Raw genomic sequence first — 17,528 nt, forward strand, 5'->3', positions numbered from 1 at the left:
CAGGTCTCGAATGGGCGATATAACTGAAATTGAAACAAGGGGCGAATGGTAACAGCCCCAGGCACCCCGGCTCCAGCACAAGGGCATAGTGGCCAAGCTTCGGTCTGGAGGTGTGCCATGGCTATTTGCCAGATGCGTGGCTGGCTATATTCCATTACCTCTTGTTACAGACATCCTGCCCATGCCTGCCCCACTCAAACGCCGCCTGTTTATCTTTGTGTTTATCGTGACCCTGATTGCCCTGGGTTTCTTCGCCCAGTGGTTCTTCAGGGGCCGCTTCTATGAAAGCACCGACAACGCCTACGTGCAGGGCGAAATCACCCGTGTGTCGAGCCAACTGGGCGCGCGGATTGTCGAGGTGCTGGTCGGCGACAACGAGCACGTGCAAAAAGGCCAGTTGCTGGTAAAGCTCGAAGGCGATGACTTCCACCTGGCCGTCGACCGCGCCAATGCCGCCCTGGCCATGCGTGAAGCCGAGCGCGTCCAGGCGCAGAGCAAGCTCACCCAGCAAGCCAGCCTGATCGCCGCCGGCGCGGCCAAGGTCGCGTCCAGCCAGGCCAGCCTGGGGCGCTCGCAGATTGACTTGTCGCGCGCGCAAACCCTGCGCGGGCCCGGCTACGTCTCGGAAGAACGCGTGACCACCCTCTCCGCCGACAACCACATCGCCCGCTCCCAGGTGAGCATGGCCGAGGCCGATCTGCAGGGCCAGCGCCAGCAGGTGAATGCCCTGAACGCCGAGATCAAGCGCCTCGACGCCATGATCGTCAACGCGAAGACCGACCTTGCCCAGGCCGAACTCAACCTGACCCGCAGCGAAATCCACGCGCCGATCAGCGGCCTGGTCGGCCAGCGCGCCGCGCGCAATGGCCAATACGTGCAGGCCGGCGCCTATCTGCTATCAATCGTCCCCGACCAGGACATCTGGATCCAGGCCAACTTCAAGGAAACCCAGATCGGCCATATGCAACCGGGGCAACACGCCGAGCTGACCTTCGATGCCTATGGCGACACGCCCATCGCGGCGCGGGTCGACAGCCTGTTCGCCGCCTCCGGGGCCCAGTTCAGCCTGTTGCCGCCGGACAATGCCACCGGCAACTTCACCAAAGTCGTCCAACGCATTCCGGTAAAGCTCACGTTTGCGCCGGATAACCCGCTTCAGGGCAAGATTCGCCCTGGCATGTCTGTCACCGTCAAAGTGAACATCAAAGACCAGCCCGATGGCCGGTGATCAACTGCTGCGCCCGGTCGGCGAACCGACCCGGCGCGACTGGATCGCGGTCATGAGCGTGATGCTCGGCGCCTTCATGGCCGTGCTCGACATCCAGATCACCAACTCGTCGCTCAAGGATATCCAGGGTGCGCTGTCAGCCACGCTGGAAGAAGGCTCGTGGATTTCCACCTCCTACCTCGTCGCCGAAATCATCATGATCCCCCTCACCGCCTGGCTGGTGCAGCTGCTCTCGGCACGGCGCCTGGCCGTGTGGGTGTCGGTGGGTTTCCTGATCGCCTCATTGATGTGCTCCATGGCCTGGAGCCTGGAAAGCATGATCGTGTTCCGCGCCTTGCAGGGCTTCACGGGCGGTGCGCTGATCCCGCTGGCGTTCACCCTCACCTTGATCAAACTGCCCGAGCATCACCGCGCCAAAGGCATGGCGATGTTCGCGATGACGGCCACTTTCGCCCCGTCCATCGGTCCGACCATCGGCGGTTGGCTCACCGAAAACTGGGGCTGGGAGTACATTTTCTACATCAACGTGCCACCGGGCCTGGTGATGATCGCCGGGCTGCTCTATGGCCTGGAGAAAAAGCCGTCGAATTGGGATTTGCTGAAAAGCACCGACTACCTCGGCATCGTCACCCTGGCCATTGGCCTGGGCTGTTTGCAGGTGTTTCTGGAAGAGGGTCATCGCAAGGACTGGCTTGAATCGAGCCTGATCGTCAGCCTGGGCAGCGTCGCGCTGCTCAGCCTGATCACCTTTGTCATCGTGCAACTGTCCAAGCCCAACCCACTGATCAACCTGGGCATCCTGGCCAACCGTAATTTCGGCCTCTCGAGCATTTCCAGCCTGGGCATGGGTGTGGGGCTGTATGGCTCGATCTACCTGCTGCCGCTGTACCTGGCGCAGATCCAGAACTACAACGCGCTGCAGATCGGCGAAGTGATCATGTGGATGGGCGTGCCCCAGTTGTTCCTGATTCCGCTGGTGCCCAAGCTGATGAAGTACGTCTCGCCCAAGTGGCTGTGCACGCTAGGCTTTGGCCTGTTCGGCCTGGCGAGTTTTTCCTCGGGGGTGCTTAACCCGGACTTCGCCGGCAGCCAGTTCAACCAGATCCAGATCATCCGCGCCCTCGGCCAGCCGCTGATCATGGTGACCATCTCGCTGATCGCCACCGCCTACATCCTGCCCCAGGACGCGGGCTCGGCGTCGAGCCTGTTCAACATCCTGCGCAACCTCGGCGGCGCCATCGGCATTGCGCTGCTGGCAACCTTGCTGGATGCGCGCACCAAGACCTACTTCGATTATCTACGCGAGGCGATCGTGCCGACCAATCCGCAGGTGGCGGAGCGGATGGCGACGCTGACCGAGAAGTTCGGCAACGAGACGGCGGCATTGGGCAAGTTGAGTGAGATTGCGCACCAGCAGGCGCAGATCATGGCCTATAACGATGCGTTTCATTTTGTCGGGCTGGCGCTGGGGATCAGCATGTTGGCGATATTGTTGACCAAGGCGTTGCCGGCGGGGCTCAAGGCGGGGAAGCGCATTAGACCGAGTCGCCGCCTTCGCAGGCAAGCCAGCTCCCACAGTGAACGCGTCGTCCAGGCGAACGCGTTCAACTGTGGGAGCTGGCTTGCCTGCGATGAGGCCCTTCCAGACGCTACACCTCAAACAGCCAGCAGACCCTCACGCAGCTTGCCGACCTCATCACGCGTCTGCGCCGCAGCCTCAAACTCAAGGTCCCGCGCAAGCGGCTACATCTCCCACAGTTGAGTGCGTCGTCCAGGCGAACGCGGTCAACTGTGGGAGCTGGCTTGCCTGCGATGAGGCCCTTCCAGACGCTACACCTCAAACAGACAGCAGACGCTCACGCAGCTTGCCAATCTCATCACGCGTCTGCGCCGCAGCCTCGAACTCCAGGTCCCGCGCAAGCGGCTACATCTCCCACAGTTGAGTGCGTCGTCCAGGCGAACGCGGTCAACTGTGGGAGCTGGCTTGCCTGCGATGAGGCCCTTCCAGACGCTGCACCTCAAACAGCCAGCAGACGCTCACGCAACTTGCCGATCTCATCACGCGTCTGCGCCGCAGCCTCGAACTCCAGGTCCCGCGCGAGCGGGTACAGCTCCCACAGTTGAGCGCATCATCCAGGCGAACGCGCTCAACTGTGGGAGCTGGCTTGCCTGCGATGAGGCCCTTCCAGACGCTACACCTCAAACAGCCAACAAGCGCTCACGCAACTTGCCAATCTCATCACGCGTCTGCGCTGCTGCCTCGAACTCCAGGTCCCGAGCGAGCTGGTACATCTTCTCTTCCAGCTGCCGGATGCGCTTGGTGATCTCACTCGGCGAGCGCAGTTCGTTTTCGTACTTGGCGCTTTCCTCGGCAGCCTTGGCCATGCCCTTGCGCTTCTTGCTGCGCGAGCCGGGCACCGTGGCGCCTTCCATGATGTCGGCGACATCCTTGAACACGCCCTTGGGGGTGATGCCATTTTCCAGGTTGAACGCAATCTGCTTGTCGCGACGCCGCTGGGTCTCGCCAATCGCGCGCTCCATGGACCCGGTGATGCGGTCCGCGTAGAGAATCGCCCGGCCGTTGAGGTTACGCGCCGCGCGGCCGATGGTCTGGATCAGCGAACGCTCGGAACGCAGGAAGCCCTCCTTGTCGGCATCGAGGATCGCCACCAGCGACACTTCCGGCATGTCCAGGCCTTCACGCAGCAGGTTGATGCCCACCAGCACATCAAAGGTACCCAGGCGCAGGTCGCGGATGATTTCCACGCGCTCCACGGTGTCGATGTCCGAGTGCAGGTAACGCACGCGCACGCCGTGGTCGGCCAGGTAGTCGGTCAAGTCTTCGGACATGCGCTTGGTCAGCGTAGTGACCAATACGCGCTCTTCGAGGGCCACGCGCTTGGTGATTTCCGAAAGCAGGTCGTCGACCTGGGTCAGCGCCGGGCGGATTTCGATTTCCGGGTCGACCAGGCCGGTCGGGCGCACCAGTTGCTCGATCACGCGGCCCGCATGCTCGGCCTCGTAGTTGCCCGGCGTCGCCGACACGAAGATGGTCTGCGGGCTGATGCTTTCCCATTCGTCAAAACGCATCGGCCGGTTGTCCAGCGCCGACGGCAGGCGGAAACCGTATTCCACCAAGGTCTCTTTACGCGAACGGTCACCCTTATACATGGCGCCGACCTGCGGCACGCTGACGTGGGATTCGTCGATCACCAGCAGCGCGTCGGCCGGCAGGTAGTCGTACAGCGTCGGCGGCGGCGCACCGGATTCGCGGCCCGAGAGGTAGCGCGAGTAGTTTTCGATGCCGTTGCAGTAGCCCAGCTCCAGGATCATCTCCAGGTCGAACCGGGTGCGCTGCTCCAGGCGCTGGGCTTCCACCAGCTTGTTGTTGGAGCGCAGGTATTCGAGGCGCTCGGCCAGCTCGGTCTTGATGCCTTCGATGGCGCCCAGCAGGGTTTCGCGTGGCGTCACGTAGTGGCTTTTCGGATAGAAGGTAAAACGCGGCAGCTTGCGGATGACTTCGCCGGTCAACGGGTCGAAGGCCGACAGGCTCTCGACTTCATCATCGAACAGCTCGATGCGGATCGCTTCCAGGTCGGATTCGGCCGGGTAGATGTCAATCACATCGCCGCGCACGCGGAAGGTGGCGCGGGCAAAGTCCATGTCGTTGCGGGTGTATTGCAGGTCCGCCAGGCGGCGCAGCAAGGCGCGCTGGTCGAGTTTGTCGCCGCGATCGACGTGCAGCACCATCTTCAGATAGGTTTCCGGGCTGCCCAGGCCGTAGATGCACGACACCGTGGTGACGATGATCGCGTCCTTGCGCTCCAGCAGCGCCTTGGTTGCCGACAGTCGCATCTGCTCGATGTGGTCGTTGATCGAGGCGTCCTTCTCGATAAAGGTATCGGAAGACGGCACATAGGCTTCGGGCTGGTAGTAGTCGTAGTAGGAAACGAAGTACTCCACCGCGTTGTTCGGGAAGAACGCCTTGAACTCGCCATACAACTGCGCGGCCAGGGTCTTGTTCGGCGCCAGCACCAAGGTGGGACGGTTGATCTGCGCGATCACGTTGGCAATGCTGAAGGTCTTGCCTGAACCGGTCACCCCGAGCAAGGTCTGGTGCGCCAGGCCGGCCTCGATGCCTTCGACCATCTGGCGAATGGCCTCGGGCTGGTCGCCAGCAGGTTCAAAGCGGGTGACTAGTTGGAAATCCGACATAACGTACCTCTTGGAGTCACCCCAGACTGTAAACCCGTCGGGGACGAATAAGACCACAACCCGCGAAGATTCAGAGCGGGCCGTAGGAAAAAACCATGATAGCCGTAGAAGTGGTGGCGAATGTGGCGGGTTTCAAGGCAATCATCTGACCTGCCGTCCGGGAGCAATGTTGCAATACGACTAACGGTGGGCAAATAAACCGAAAAACTTGGCCGAAAAGCCGTTTCGGCTGTCGCCCTTGGCGGTGATGGCCTCTATACTAGCTCCCCGTTTGTGCACCGCTCTAGTGCATTCGGCTGGAGCGCGACACGTCCCTCCTTTCCCCCAAAGAGCTGCCGCAAAAATGAGCCTGTTCTCCGCTGTCGAAATGGCACCACGCGATCCAATCCTGGGCCTCAACGAAGCATTCAACGCCGATACACGAACCACCAAGGTCAACCTTGGCGTGGGCGTTTACTGCAACGAGGAGGGGAAAATTCCACTCTTGCGTGCCGTTGCCGAAGCGGAAGCCATTCGCGTGGCGCAACATGCCGCCCGTGGCTACTTGCCGATCGACGGCATCGTGGCCTATGACCAGGCCGTGCAGAAACTGCTGTTCGGCGCTGAGTCGCCGCTGCTGAGCGCCGGCCGCGTCATCACCGCCCAAGCGGTCGGCGGTACCGGCGCACTGAAGATCGGCGCGGACTTCCTCAAGCAACTGCTGCCCAACGCTGTCGTTGCCATCAGCGACCCAAGCTGGGAAAACCACCAGGCGCTGTTCGAAAAAGCCGGCTTCCCGGTACAGACCTACCGCTACTACGACGCCGCCACCCACGACGTGAACCGTGCTGGCCTGCTCGAAGACCTCAACGCCCTGCCACCACAGTCCATCGTGGTGCTGCACGCGTGCTGCCACAACCCGACCGGCGTCGACCTGAGCCCGGCCGACTGGCAAAACGTGCTGGACGTGGTCAAGGCCAAGAACCTCGTGCCGTTCCTCGACATGGCCTACCAGGGCTTTGGCGACGGCATCCACGAAGACGCCGCTGCGGTGCGCCTGTTCGCTGAATCGGGCCTGACCTTCTTTGTGTCCAGCTCGTTCTCCAAGTCGTTCTCGCTGTACGGCGAACGTGTGGGCGCGCTGTCGATCGTCAGCGAATCCAAGGAAGAAAGCGCGCGCATCCTGTCCCAGGTCAAGCGTGTGATCCGCACCAACTACTCCAACCCGCCGACCCATGGCGCGGCAATTGTGGCTGCGGTGCTGAACAACCCTGAGCTGCGCGCCCAGTGGGAAGCCGAACTGGCTGAAATGCGCCTGCGCATCCGTGGCATGCGCGAGCAGATGGTCGCCGAACTGGCCAAGGCTGCTCCGGGCCACGACTTCAGCTTCGTCGGTCGCCAGCGCGGGATGTTCTCCTACTCCGGCCTGACTGTTGAGCAAGTCACCCGCTTGCGCACCGAGTTTGGCATCTACGCGCTGGATACCGGGCGTATCTGCGTGGCAGCGTTGAACCAGTCGAACATTGGTGCCGTGACGAAGGCGATTGTTCAGGTGCTGTAAACCTGAAACGGCTGTGACGAGGGGGAAGCCATTCACGGGCTTCCCCTTTTTTATTGGCTGTGGCGAGCGAGCTTGCAAAAAATTCACTGGCCGCAACACTCAGCCCCTAGACTGAACCCTGACTGCCCCTTTGCTGTGAGAGCCTTATGAGAAACGACGACCTGGACCTGCGCGCCGACCGCGACGAACTGCATGACTACACCCCGCGCGCCCCGCAAGCCAAGCGCCAGAAAAGCCTGGTGCTGCAAGTGGCCCTGGGGGTGTTCCTCGGCGGGTTGGCGCTGTGGCTGGTGCAGCTCGGCGCGACAGCCATCATGGCCAAGCTGGCCATGGGCACCCTGCAATTTGGCGGCTGACACATCCTGTAGGGGCTGGCTTGCCAGCTCCTACAAAGGGGTTACGCGTTCTTCCAGCAGCTTCACGAAGCTGTTCAAGCTCTGCGACACCGTGCCTCGGCGCCAGATCAGCCAGGTATTCAGGATGCGGAACGAGTCTGCAAGCGGCCACACACTCACCGCCGCAAACCCCGGCATGCTCTCCAGCATGCTGCGCGGCATCAGCGCCAGCCCGGCACCGGCGCTGACGCAGGCAAGCATGCCGTGGTACGACTCCATCTCGAAGATCCGCCCCGGCACCGCGCCATCCTGTGAGAACCAGCGCTCGAAGTGGTGCCGGTACGAACAATTCGAGCGAAAGGTGTAGATGCTCTCCCCGTTCACATCCTGCCCACGCGTGATCGGCGCGTGGTGCAATGGCGCGATCACCACCATCTCCTCCTCGAACACCGCCACGCCTTCCAGGGTCGCGTGCAGCACCGGCCCATCGACAAACGCCGCCGCCAGGCGCCCCGAGAGTACGCCCTCGATCATCGTGCCCGACGGCCCGGTGCTCAGGTCCAGCTCGACCTTGGCGTGCTTCTGGTTATACGCCGCCAGCAATGCCGGAATGCGCACTGCCGCAGTACTTTCCAGCGAGCCGAGGGCAAACGCGCCCTGGGGCTCCTCCCCCGCCACGGTGGCACGCGCCTCCTGGACCAGATCGAGAATGCGTCGCGCGTAGCCGAGGAAATTCCAGCCGGCCGGTGACAGGCGCAGGCGGCTCTTCTCGCGGATAAACAATTCCACGCCCAGGTCCTGCTCCAGTTGCTTGATGCGCGTGGTCAGGTTCGACGGCACCCGATGAATCACCTGCGCGGCGGCACTGATGCTGCCCTGCTCGGCAACGGCCTTGAAGATTTCCAGCTGCACCAGGTCCAAATCATTCTCCAATCGTGAACGTATTGCTTAATATTATTCAGTTTCCAGAAAAGATGCAGCCCCGTAGGCTGGACTCATTCCCCTCATTCAGCCGGACGGTGCCATGAACGCTATTTCTCACCAGACCCACGCCCTGTCGATCAACCCCGCCAATGGCGAGACTGTCGGCAGCTACCCTTACGAAACCGCAGCGCAACTGGACGCCGCTCTCGACCGGGCCACCGGTGCCTTCCGCACCTGGCGCCGCCAGCCGGTGAGCCAGCGTGCCGAGCTGCTGCTGGCCCTGGCTGGCGCCCTGCGCGAGCAAGCCGAAGACATGGCGCAGATGATCACCCTGGAAATGGGCAAGCCCATCGCCCAGGCACGGGCCGAAATCGAAAAATGCGCGCAACTCGCCGAATGGTACGCCGCCCACGGCCCGGCCATGCTGGCCCCGGAGCCAACCCTGGTCGACAATGGCAGCGCCCAGATCGAATACCGCCCACTGGGCCCGATCCTCGCCGTGATGCCGTGGAACTTCCCGGTCTGGCAAGTGCTGCGCGGTGCCGTACCGACCATGCTCGCCGGCAACACCTATGTACTCAAACACGCGCCGAACGTAATGGGCAGCGCCTACCTGATGAAAGCCGCGTTCGACAAAGCCGGCTTCGCTGAAGGCCTGTTCGAAGTGCTCAACGTGACCCAGGATGGCGTATCCAAAGCCATCGCCGACCCCCGCATCGCCGCCGTGACCCTCACCGGCAGCGTGCGTGCCGGCATCGCCATCGGTTCCCAGGCGGGTGCTGCATTGAAAAAATGCGTGTTGGAACTGGGCGGCTCCGACCCGTTCATCGTGCTCAACGACGCCGACCTCGACGCCGCCGTGCAGGCTGCCGTGATCGGTCGCTTCCAGAACAGCGGCCAAGTCTGCGCCGCCGCCAAGCGCCTGATCATCGAAGCAGGCGTGGTGGAAGCGTTCACCGCGAAATTCCTCGAAGCCAGCCGTGCGTTGGTGATGGGCGATCCGACCTCGCCCCACACCTATGTCGGCCCGATGGCGCGCTTCGACTTGCGTGACGAGTTGCACGGCCAGGTCCAGGCCACCCTGGAAGAAGGCGCAACCTTGCTGCTGGGCGGTGACAAAGTACCGGGTGCCGGCAACTACTACGCGCCGACCGTGCTGGCGGGTGTCACCGACCAGATGACTTCGTTCAAGCAGGAATTGTTCGGCCCGGTGGCCTCGATCATCACCGCCCGGGACGCCGACCACGCCGTGGCCCTGGCCAACGACAGCGAGTTCGGCCTGACCGCGAGCATCTTTACCACTGACGCAGCCAAGGCGCGGGAGATCGCCAACCAGCTGGAAACCGGCGGGATCTTCGTCAACGCGTTCAGCGTGTCCGACCCTCGGGTGGCGTTTGGTGGGGTGAAAAAGAGCGGCTTCGGGCGCGAGTTGTCGCACTTCGGCGTGCGGGAGTTCTGCAACGCGCAGACGGTCTGGCTGGATCGCAAGTAAGCAGGATCAGCACGAGTGCCGGCTTTCGTGGTGAGCCACCTGGTCGTGGTGAGCAGGCTTGTCGTGGTGAGCAGGCTTGTCCTGCGTTGGGGTGCGAAGCGCCCCCATGAATCCCACCGCATCGTTTCAGGAAATCCGTGGTGTGAGGTTTTAGGGCTGCTTCGCAGCCCAACGCAGGGCAAGCCTGCTCACCACAATTAGCCTACTGGGCCTGCGCATTGGTGACCGAGTAGTGAATCTGCATACCTTTCAGATACACCCCTTCACAGGCGTCGCCGATCACGGCCACGTCAACAGGTTGTTGTGGTGAGCAGGCTTGCCCTGCGTTGGGGTGCGAAGCGCCCCCAAGTAATCCCACCGCATCGTTTCAGGCACACCGTGGTGTGAGGTTTTAGGGCTGCTTCGCAACCCAACGCAGGGCAAGCCTGCTCACCACAATTAGCCTGCTGGGCCTGCGCATTGGTGCCCGAGTAGTAAATTTGCATGCCTTTCAAATCCAGCCCTTCACAAGCGTTGCCGATCACGGCCACGTCAACGGGGTGTTGTGGTGAGCCTGCTCACCACAATTATCTTGCTGGGCCTGCGCATTGGTGCCTGAGTAGTGAATCTGCATGCCTTTCAGATACACCCCTTCACAGGCGTCGCCGATCACGGCCACGTCAACGGGTTGCTGTGGTGAGCAGGCTTGCCCTGCGTTGGGGTGGTGAGCAGGCTTGCCCTGCGTTGGGGTGCGAAGCGCCCCCATGAATCCCACCGCATCGTTTCAGGCAAACCGTGGTGTGAGGTTTTGGGGCTGCTTCGCAACCCAACGCAGGGCTAGCCTGCTCACCACAATTATCTTGCTGGGCCTGGGCATCGGTGCCTGAGTAGTGAAGCTGCATGCCTTTCAGATACACACCTTCACAGGCGTTGCCGATCACGGCCATCTCAATGGGTTGTTGTGGTGAGCAGGCTTGCCCTGCGTTGGGGTGCGAAGCGCCCCCATGAATCCCACCGCATCGTTTCAGGCACACCGTGGTGTGAGGTTTTGGGGCTGCTTCGCAACCCAACGCAGGGCTAGCCTGCTCACCACAATTAGCATGCTGGGCCTACGCATTGGTGCCTGAGTAGTAAATCTGCATGTCTTTCAAATCCAACCCTTCACAAGCGTCGCCGATCACGGCCACGTCAGTGGGTTGTTGTGGTGAGCAGGCTTGCCCTGCGTTGGGGTGCGAAGCGCCCCCATGGATCCCACCGCATCGTTTCAGGCAAACCGTGGTGTGAGGTTTTAGGGCTGCTTCGCAGCCCAACGCAGGGCAAGCCTGCTCACCACAATAACCTGCTCACCCTGCTCAACCTGCTCAACCTGCTTGGCCTGCTTGGCTGCTTAGCCTGTCTGGCCTGCTTAGCCTGCTTAGCCTGCTTAACCTGCTGGGCAAGATACGTCCGCATACCCGTACAAGAGCGTTTGCGAGCACTGGCCCACTCACTGCCAAAAGGCTGCCTCTACTGCCAGACACTCACTGCGCATTAATGTAATAAAACTGCGCCTGGGTCTTTTCAACCGCGTTTCGCACTTTATCCTTCTGCGCATCGGTGCCCGAGTAGTAAATCTGCATACCTTTCAGATCCAGCCCTTCACAGGCGTTGCCGATCACGGCCACGTCAACGACAGTGCTGGCGCCGATAATCAGAAAGCCGGTGTCGCCCAGGCTTTTGGCCTTCAGCAATTCTTCTTTCAGATACATCGCATTGGCGCCACCGGCCATGGCAAGGGCCAGGTTGTCGGCGATCAAGCCGTGGCTGGGGATTTTCACACTGTGCAAGCGCACCCTGTTTTCCCCGGAAGGCAGCGACATGACATGCGCGGTGGCGGCTTCGTCAAAAATCTGCTTTTCGCTTTTACCCGGGGTGGCGCAACCGGCGAGCATGGCGATGAGGGCGAGGGCGACGAATGATTTCACTGTGTATTCCTTGTGTGAAGGCTGTCCATGGCCGCGCATCATAGGAGACCCATCCCACAAGAGCTACCGCAGTCCTCTCACCGCGCGCCGTCAGAACTCCCGCTCAACCGCGTGATCGACTACCATACCGCGCCGGTTCCCAAATGGGACTAATAGGGAATCCGAAGCGCGGTATGCCGCGCCAATCGGAACTGCCCCCGCAACTGTAGGTGCCGAGCCTGCTCCTTGATGCCACTGGACCTCGTCCGGGAAGGCCGGAGCGTGGCGACGACGCATCAGTCAGGAGACCTGCCGGCCCAAGCACCAACACTAACCGGCGGGGTGTCCGGGAAGGACATCCTTGCCTGCCTGACCCGCAGCGTTCGAGGGCGTAATTCCAGACCGTACCTCCCCAGTTCCACGTACGGTTTCAAGGAGATCGCCCCATGCTGCCACGCGTTACCGCCCTGATCACTGGCCTGGGCTTCTGTGCCCTGGCCCACGCCGCACCCACCGAGTACCCGCTGACCGTGCAGAACTGCGGCAGCACGCTCACCTTCCAGCAGGCACCCGCGCGCAGCGTGACCATCGGCCAGGCCGCCACCGAAATGCTCTACGCCCTCGGCGTAGGCGATAAAGTGGTCGGCACCTCGCTGTGGTTCAACAGCGTCCTGGCGCAGTACAAGGCACAGAACGACACAATCGAACGCCTGGCCGACAACGAGCCCAGTTTCGAGTCGGTGATCGCCAAGCGCCCGCAACTGGTGGCTGCCGAGCTGGAATGGGTGGTCGGCCCGCAGGGCGTGGTCGGGACCCGCGAGCAATTCCACGAATTGAAGATCCCCACCTACCTGCTGCCCTCCGACTGCGAAGGCAAGGACAATCTGGTCGGCGCCGACGGCACGCGGCTGGAGCCGTTTCGCATCGAGACCATTTATAAAAGCATCAGCCAACTGGCGCAGATTTTCGACGTACAGGATCGCGGCCAACAGCTGAACGACGAACTCAAGGCGCGCTTGGCCAAATCCGTCGCGACCGTGCAGGGCAAAGGCCTCAAGCAGGCCAGCGCGCTGGTGTGGTTCTCCAGCTCGGAGATGGCCAGCGACCCTTACGTGGCCGGCCACAAGGGCATTCCCGAGTTCATGCTGCAAACCCTGGGCCTGCACAACGTGGTGCAGTCCGATGAAGAATGGCCGGCCGTTGGCTGGGAAACCATTGCCAAGGCCAACCCGACCTTTTTGGTGATCGCGCGCATGGACCGCCGCCGCTACCCCGCCGATGACCACGAAAAGAAACTCGCCTTCCTGCGCAGTGACCCGGTCACCCGCAACATGGACGCGGTGAAAAACAACCGCATCATCATCCTCGACGCCCTGGCGCTGCAGGCCAGCATCCGTATGTTCGATGGCCTGGAACAACTGGCGACAGCCATCGATGGCTACGACTTGCCCAAATGATACGCACCCTACTCGCCCTGTCGCTGCTGCTGATCGCCGTGCTCGCCGGCGTGGCCATCGGCGAAACCGCCATCGCACCAAAGGTGGTACTGCAGGTGCTGGCCAACAAGCTCTGGGCCGCCGGTTACGTGCTGGACCCGATCGATGAAGGCGTGGTGTGGAACTACCGCCTCACGCGCGCGCTGGTCGCTGCCGCATGCGGCGCCGGGCTGGCGACCTGCGGGGTAATTCTGCAATCGCTGTTGCGCAACCCGCTGGCCGATCCGTACCTATTGGGCATCAGCGCCGGCGCCTCGACGGGCGCGGTGCTGGTGGCGTTGATCGGGGTGGGCGGCGGTTTGATCTCGCTGTCGGCCGGCGCCTTTGTCGGTGCGATGGCGGCATTTGCGCTGGTGATCCTGCTCGCGCGAGCCAGTGGTTCGGCCAGCGGCACCGGGCAGATCATCCTCGCGGGCATCGCCGGTTCGCAGCTGTTCAATGCGCTGACGGCGTTCCTGATCACCAAGTCGGCCAGTTCCGAACAGGCGCGCGGGATCATGTTCTGGCTGCTCGGCAATCTCAGCGGGGTGCGCTGGCCTTCAGTATGGCTGGCGGTGCCGGTGGCGGTTGCAGGGCTTGCTGTGTGCCTGTGGCACCGCCGCGCGCTAGATGCGTTTACCTTCGGCAGCGACTCGGCGGCCTCCCTGGGCATCCCGGTGCGCCGCGTGCAATTTGTGCTGGTGGCCTGCGCCGCACTGGTCACGGCGGTAATGGTGTCGATTGTCGGCTCCATCGGATTTGTCGGCCTGGTGATTCCCCACGCCGTGCGCCTGCTGCTCGGCACCGGGCACTCGCGCCTGCTGCCCGCCAGCGCCTTGGGCGGCGCGTTGTTCTTGATTGCAGCCGATGTGTTGTCGCGCACTTTGATCAAGGGCCAGGTCATCCCGGTCGGCGTGGTCACGGCGTTGGTGGGCGCGCCGGTCTTTGCGCTGATCCTGATCGGCCGGAGGAATGCGCGATGACCGTACTGAGCTGCACCGGCCTGGGCTTCAAAGTGCGTGAAGCCACGTTGCTGCGCGACATTCACCTGCAGGTCCAGCGGGGTGAAACCCTGGGCATCGTCGGCCCGAACGGCTCAGGCAAATCCACCCTGCTGAAACTGCTGGCCGGCCTGCGCACCCCGGCCACGGGCGAGGTGCGACTGGGTGAAGTGCGCCTGGGCGACCTGTCCCGTCGTGCCATTGCGCAGCAACTCGCGGTGGTCGAACAACAGGCCGACACCGACGACGCCATTCGCGTGTTCGACGCCGTGGCCCTGGGCCGCACGCCGTGGCTGTCGGCACTCAGCCCCTGGTCCCGCGAGGACGACGCTATCGTGCACCAGGCGCTGCAGGATGTAGACGCCACCCACCTGGGCCAACGTGCGTGGCGCAGCCTCTCGGGCGGTGAACGCCAGCGGGTGCACATCGCCCGTGCGTTGGCGCAACGGCCGCAGATCCTGTTGTTGGATGAGCCGACCAATCACCTGGATATCCAGCATCAACTGGGGATTCTGAAGGGGGTGCAAGGCTTGCCGGTCACCACCTTGATTGCCCTGCATGACCTCAACCAGGCGCTCACCTGCGACCGCTTGGCGGTGCTGGATCATGGGCGGTTGGTGGCGCTGGGCAAGCCGCTGGACGTGCTGACGCCGCAGCGGTTGCAGGCAACGTTCGGGGTGCAGGCGCATTACCTGACAGACCCGTTCGATGGGGCGCAGATACTGCGGCTACGCCCAAACTGACCAGAACACTCAACGGTAGGAGCCGGCTTGCCGGCGCTTACACTGGGTGGTGTTAGAGGGTGCGCTGCATATGCGTCGTGCGCCACACCGGGTCCGCGTCCACATCCACCACTTCGAACCCCTGCCGAAGCCAAAAATCAATCGCCCCAGGCAAAAACGGATGGGTGTGCAGGTACATCACCGCGACCCGATCCGCCTTAGCCTGCGCCTCCAACGCAAGGTACAACGCGCGCGCCAGACCCAAGCGGCGAAACGCCGGCAGCACAAACAGGCGCACCACCTCCACGGTCTTTTCGCCTTGGTAATTCAACTGCGGGAAACGACCGTCATAGGGCAGATAGCCAATGGCGGCGACGATCTGGCCTTGATCGCAGGCAACCAGAAATCGCCCATCACCCTGCACATAAATCGCCTCGAAATGCGCCAGGTCCGCTGGCATCCCTGTCGCGTCGAGCTTGGGGAAAAGCTCGGCACGGGCCTCCAGCACGAACGCCAGTACCTCAGGGATATCCGCCGCCGTGACCGCCCGAATGATCGGCCTTGGGCTCATGCAACCTCGATCTGCGTAATCCCCACCACCTGCGCCTGCTCGAGAATTTCCTTCGGCGCTGCATCCGCAGGCGGCAGGATCAAGCCATTTTCCGCATCACCGAAATGCAACTGCAGCAAGTGCAACGCCGCCTCATGCACCGGCAGGTCGGGCTGTTTGAGCTCGAACACATGGGTGCGGGGTTCGTCGTTGAACAAGTAGTTGAGGGTGTATTCGCGCATGGGAGGAGTCCTTGTCATGGAAGAAGAGTTGCTGATTAACCTGACTCATCGATCAAGTTTTAAGTTCAATGGATCAGCATTGACAACAGCTCCGGCAGCACTTACTGGCGCAACTCACACACTGCATTGCCCTTCATCCCCGACGCATGCACGCTCACATGGCGCACGCGAAAACCCGGCTTCTGGACGAACTTCTTCTCTTCCCAGGTGCTGCCGTTTTCGACCTGGTAGCCGATGGCGCCATCGGCTTGCCAGGTCAGGCGCAGCGTATACACACCGTTTTGATCGGGAGCCCGGTGGAAAAACGTGTCGATCACCGGCTCCGCCTTGTTGAAGGTGCGCACCTGGAACAAGCGCAGGTCAGTGTCGGCGGGCGTGTAGCTGGAGAGAAACAACGTATCGTCTTCGGCAGCATCCTCAGCGGCCGCGAGGATCACCGATGGCACCCACTTCTCGCCACGGTCCTGGGTGTCGGTGGTCACCTTGCAGGTCAACTGGCCCTTCTCGGTCACGTCCTGGCGCCAGGCGGTCTCGTAGTAGCCGTAGGGCACGTCGAAGCGCACGGCTTTCTCAGTGACTTGCTCGCAACCGGCCAGCAGGTACAGCGCCGACAAACCGATGAATCCTTGAAGAACCTTCACGTGCTTTCCTTGGCTTGATTGTGGGAGGCGAGAGGTTACCCGGCTTGTCGGAAAAAGGGGATCGTTTTAGCCGGACGGCGTGGCGTGGTATATCTGCGCGCCACCTCTACAACAGGAACGGCCCATGTCCTCCCCCGTCCCCCTCCTCGGCTGCCGGTCGATCATCGACGTGCTGCGCCACATGACCGAAGACGGGCCGGAATGGGCCCACCGTTACGTCACCCTGTGGTTCCAAAGCCCTCCGGATGCCTGGGTGTTGGTGTACCCGCTGCAAGACACCACCGAGGCGTATTTTGACTTTATGTACACCGGTACGCAGTCGCCGAAGGCAGCCCTGCCGACGCTGTTGGCCAAGTACCCTCAATGTGACGTCATCGATTGGTCGCCCGGACGCCTGGCATGCATCAGCGCCCCTGCGACAAACATTGAGACACTGCAGGAGATTATCCAGGATCTTGCGCAAGAGGCGTGGGGTGAACGCGGCACACTGATGAGCGCCTCGTACGAGCAGACGATTAGCGCCTGAACACCTGGCTGAAATGGAGCATCTTGATGGCTGAAAACTCTCTTGTGACCGCGGTTGTTACCGCTGTCCTGACTTCACTACTCACGCTGGCCGGTACCTACGCCCTGCAATCACGCCAAGAGGCGCGGGCGCAGGCGAGCCAATTTCTGGACGCAGCACAAAACACGGTGCAAGAAACCGTGTCTATCTTGGATGATGGTTACAACGCGCTGGACAAGTTGCTCAGCGCAACGCATGAAACCGGGTGGAAAGAGTTCTCCCAAGGCCCTTGGCGCGAGTACAGGGCATTCGAGCGCCGCTGGCATCAGAGAATGATTGTTCAGCACTTCAAGCTGGAGCGGTACTTTGGCAAAGACATGGCCGATACGCTGATTGACTTGGACGACGTCCCCATGGGCCCGACCCACACAGGCAATGCTAAGGAAGACGCGGCAGTCAGGCGCTATAACCTCCAGAAGCTCGCGGCCGATACCGAGTACACCGTACGAAGTATGACAGTGACCCAGGACATCATCGACGAAGACATCAAAGCCGGAAAACCTGATGGGTTGATGGAGATGATTTTTGCCGTGAACAGCGACAGGGATACCGCGAACCGTCAGCTCAAGGAATACGATGCCGGCTCGATCAGGCTGCTCAAGGCACTCGACGGAAGGCTGACCGAACTGGGTGCCAGTAAGGTCACAGTCGTGAATACGAACAAAAAGGACTGAAG

At 61.9% G+C, this 17,528-nt stretch carries 15 protein-coding genes, 4 pseudogenes and 1 riboswitch; of the genes and pseudogenes, 10 read left to right on the forward strand and 9 right to left on the reverse strand.

Translation table 11 applies throughout. From position 1 onward, the window contains the following. Positions 1-181: 181 nt before the first annotated feature. Both JFU04_RS19865 and JFU04_RS19870 read left to right on the forward strand, forming a co-directional pair. On the forward strand, positions 182-1,228 hold the full coding sequence (locus JFU04_RS19865) for an HlyD family secretion protein (RefSeq protein ID WP_065904509.1): 1,047 nt from the start codon (positions 182-184) through the stop codon (positions 1,226-1,228). Beyond that, positions 1,218-2,753: pseudogene (locus JFU04_RS19870) on the forward strand (MDR family MFS transporter); the annotation flags it as partial. The gene JFU04_RS19865 and the pseudogene JFU04_RS19870, both read left to right, overlap by 11 nt. Before the next feature lie 131 nt (positions 2,754-2,884). Here the strand turns inward: JFU04_RS19870 and JFU04_RS30685 are convergent. The 4 genes and pseudogenes from JFU04_RS30685 to uvrB all read right to left on the reverse strand — a co-directional run. Further along, positions 2,885-2,968 (reverse strand): annotated as a pseudogene (locus tag JFU04_RS30685) (hypothetical protein); the annotation flags it as partial. A 97-nt stretch (positions 2,969-3,065) separates the two neighbouring features. Further along, positions 3,066-3,149: pseudogene (locus JFU04_RS30690) on the reverse strand (UvrB/UvrC motif-containing protein); the annotation flags it as partial. A 97-nt stretch (positions 3,150-3,246) separates the two neighbouring features. Continuing rightward, positions 3,247-3,342: pseudogene (locus JFU04_RS30695) on the reverse strand (UvrB/UvrC motif-containing protein); the annotation flags it as partial. Positions 3,343-3,427: 85 nt separating this feature from the next. After that, positions 3,428-5,443 (reverse strand): excinuclease ABC subunit UvrB, encoded by a 2,016-nt coding sequence (uvrB, locus tag JFU04_RS19885; RefSeq protein WP_065904495.1) that lies wholly within the window; start codon positions 5,441-5,443, stop codon positions 3,428-3,430. 343 nt (positions 5,444-5,786) lie between these two features. Between uvrB and JFU04_RS19890 the strand changes: the two genes are divergently transcribed. Then, positions 5,787-6,983: an amino acid aminotransferase gene (locus JFU04_RS19890; RefSeq protein WP_034116881.1), complete on the forward strand. Its 1,197-nt coding sequence runs from the start codon at positions 5,787-5,789 to the stop codon at positions 6,981-6,983. Between the two features lie 146 nt (positions 6,984-7,129). Further along, the gene (locus JFU04_RS19895) at positions 7,130-7,339 is read left to right on the forward strand and encodes a hypothetical protein (protein ID WP_017138724.1); all 210 of its coding nucleotides are present in this window, start codon (positions 7,130-7,132) and stop codon (positions 7,337-7,339) included. 30 nt (positions 7,340-7,369) lie between these two features. Here the strand turns inward: JFU04_RS19895 and ptrR are convergent, their stop codons facing one another. Continuing rightward, entirely contained in the window at positions 7,370-8,239 is an 870-nt protein-coding gene (ptrR, locus tag JFU04_RS19900; protein WP_065904494.1) for a putrescine utilization regulator PtrR, read from the reverse strand. A 103-nt stretch (positions 8,240-8,342) separates the two neighbouring features. Between ptrR and JFU04_RS19905 the strand changes: the two genes are divergently transcribed. Next, positions 8,343-9,734, forward strand: coding sequence for an aldehyde dehydrogenase family protein (locus JFU04_RS19905; protein WP_120449197.1), 1,392 nt, complete (start codon positions 8,343-8,345; stop codon positions 9,732-9,734). A 1,499-nt stretch (positions 9,735-11,233) separates the two neighbouring features. On the opposite strand, the gene JFU04_RS19910 is transcribed toward JFU04_RS19905, so the two are convergent. Further along, positions 11,234-11,719 carry a hypothetical protein gene (locus JFU04_RS19910; protein ID WP_201145478.1) on the reverse strand — a complete coding sequence of 162 codons (486 nt, stop codon included), beginning with the start codon at positions 11,717-11,719 and terminating at the stop codon, positions 11,234-11,236. Positions 11,720-11,793: 74 nt separating this feature from the next. Then, positions 11,794-11,987: riboswitch (cobalamin riboswitch) on the forward strand. 115 nt (positions 11,988-12,102) lie between these two features. Between JFU04_RS19910 and JFU04_RS19915 the strand changes: the two genes are divergently transcribed. The 3 genes from JFU04_RS19915 to JFU04_RS19925 are packed head-to-tail and all read left to right on the forward strand — an operon-like array spanning position 12,103 to position 14,875. Further along, a complete protein-coding gene (locus JFU04_RS19915) occupies positions 12,103-13,113 on the forward strand; it encodes an ABC transporter substrate-binding protein (RefSeq protein WP_201145480.1) in 1,011 nt (336 codons plus the stop codon). Beyond that, entirely contained in the window at positions 13,110-14,114 is a 1,005-nt protein-coding gene (locus tag JFU04_RS19920; RefSeq protein ID WP_065904489.1) for a FecCD family ABC transporter permease, read from the forward strand. Before JFU04_RS19915 ends, JFU04_RS19920 begins: the two co-directional genes overlap by 4 nt. Then, positions 14,111-14,875: an ABC transporter ATP-binding protein gene (locus JFU04_RS19925; protein ID WP_065904487.1), complete on the forward strand. Its 765-nt coding sequence runs from the start codon at positions 14,111-14,113 to the stop codon at positions 14,873-14,875. The genes JFU04_RS19920 and JFU04_RS19925 overlap by 4 nt, the downstream gene beginning before the upstream one ends. Before the next feature lie 52 nt (positions 14,876-14,927). On the opposite strand, the gene JFU04_RS19930 is transcribed toward JFU04_RS19925, so the two are convergent. The 3 genes from JFU04_RS19930 to JFU04_RS19940 all read right to left on the reverse strand — a co-directional run bounded on the left by JFU04_RS19930 (position 14,928) and on the right by JFU04_RS19940 (position 16,287). Beyond that, the gene (locus JFU04_RS19930; protein WP_106803162.1) at positions 14,928-15,425 is read right to left on the reverse strand and encodes a GNAT family N-acetyltransferase; all 498 of its coding nucleotides are present in this window, start codon (positions 15,423-15,425) and stop codon (positions 14,928-14,930) included. Then, entirely contained in the window at positions 15,422-15,646 is a 225-nt protein-coding gene (locus tag JFU04_RS19935; RefSeq protein ID WP_201145482.1) for a hypothetical protein, read from the reverse strand. The genes JFU04_RS19930 and JFU04_RS19935 overlap by 4 nt, the downstream gene beginning before the upstream one ends. A gap of 101 nt (positions 15,647-15,747) precedes the next feature. Beyond that, positions 15,748-16,287, reverse strand: coding sequence for a hypothetical protein (locus tag JFU04_RS19940; protein WP_226939940.1), 540 nt, complete (start codon positions 16,285-16,287; stop codon positions 15,748-15,750). 124 nt (positions 16,288-16,411) lie between these two features. Here JFU04_RS19940 and JFU04_RS19945 point away from each other — a divergent pair, with 124 nt between their 5' ends. Together JFU04_RS19945 and JFU04_RS19950 are read left to right on the forward strand one after the other, a co-directional pair. Next, positions 16,412-16,813 carry a hypothetical protein gene (locus JFU04_RS19945; RefSeq protein WP_201145484.1) on the forward strand — a complete coding sequence of 134 codons (402 nt, stop codon included), beginning with the start codon at positions 16,412-16,414 and terminating at the stop codon, positions 16,811-16,813. 26 nt (positions 16,814-16,839) lie between these two features. Then, positions 16,840-17,526 (forward strand): hypothetical protein, encoded by a 687-nt coding sequence (locus JFU04_RS19950; protein WP_201145486.1) that lies wholly within the window; start codon positions 16,840-16,842, stop codon positions 17,524-17,526. The last annotated feature ends 2 nt before the right edge of the window (positions 17,527-17,528 follow it).

The sequence above is a fragment of the Pseudomonas sp. TH21 genome (assembly GCF_016651025.1).
GTDB classification, from domain to species: Bacteria; Pseudomonadota; Gammaproteobacteria; order Pseudomonadales; family Pseudomonadaceae; genus Aquipseudomonas; species Aquipseudomonas aylmerensis.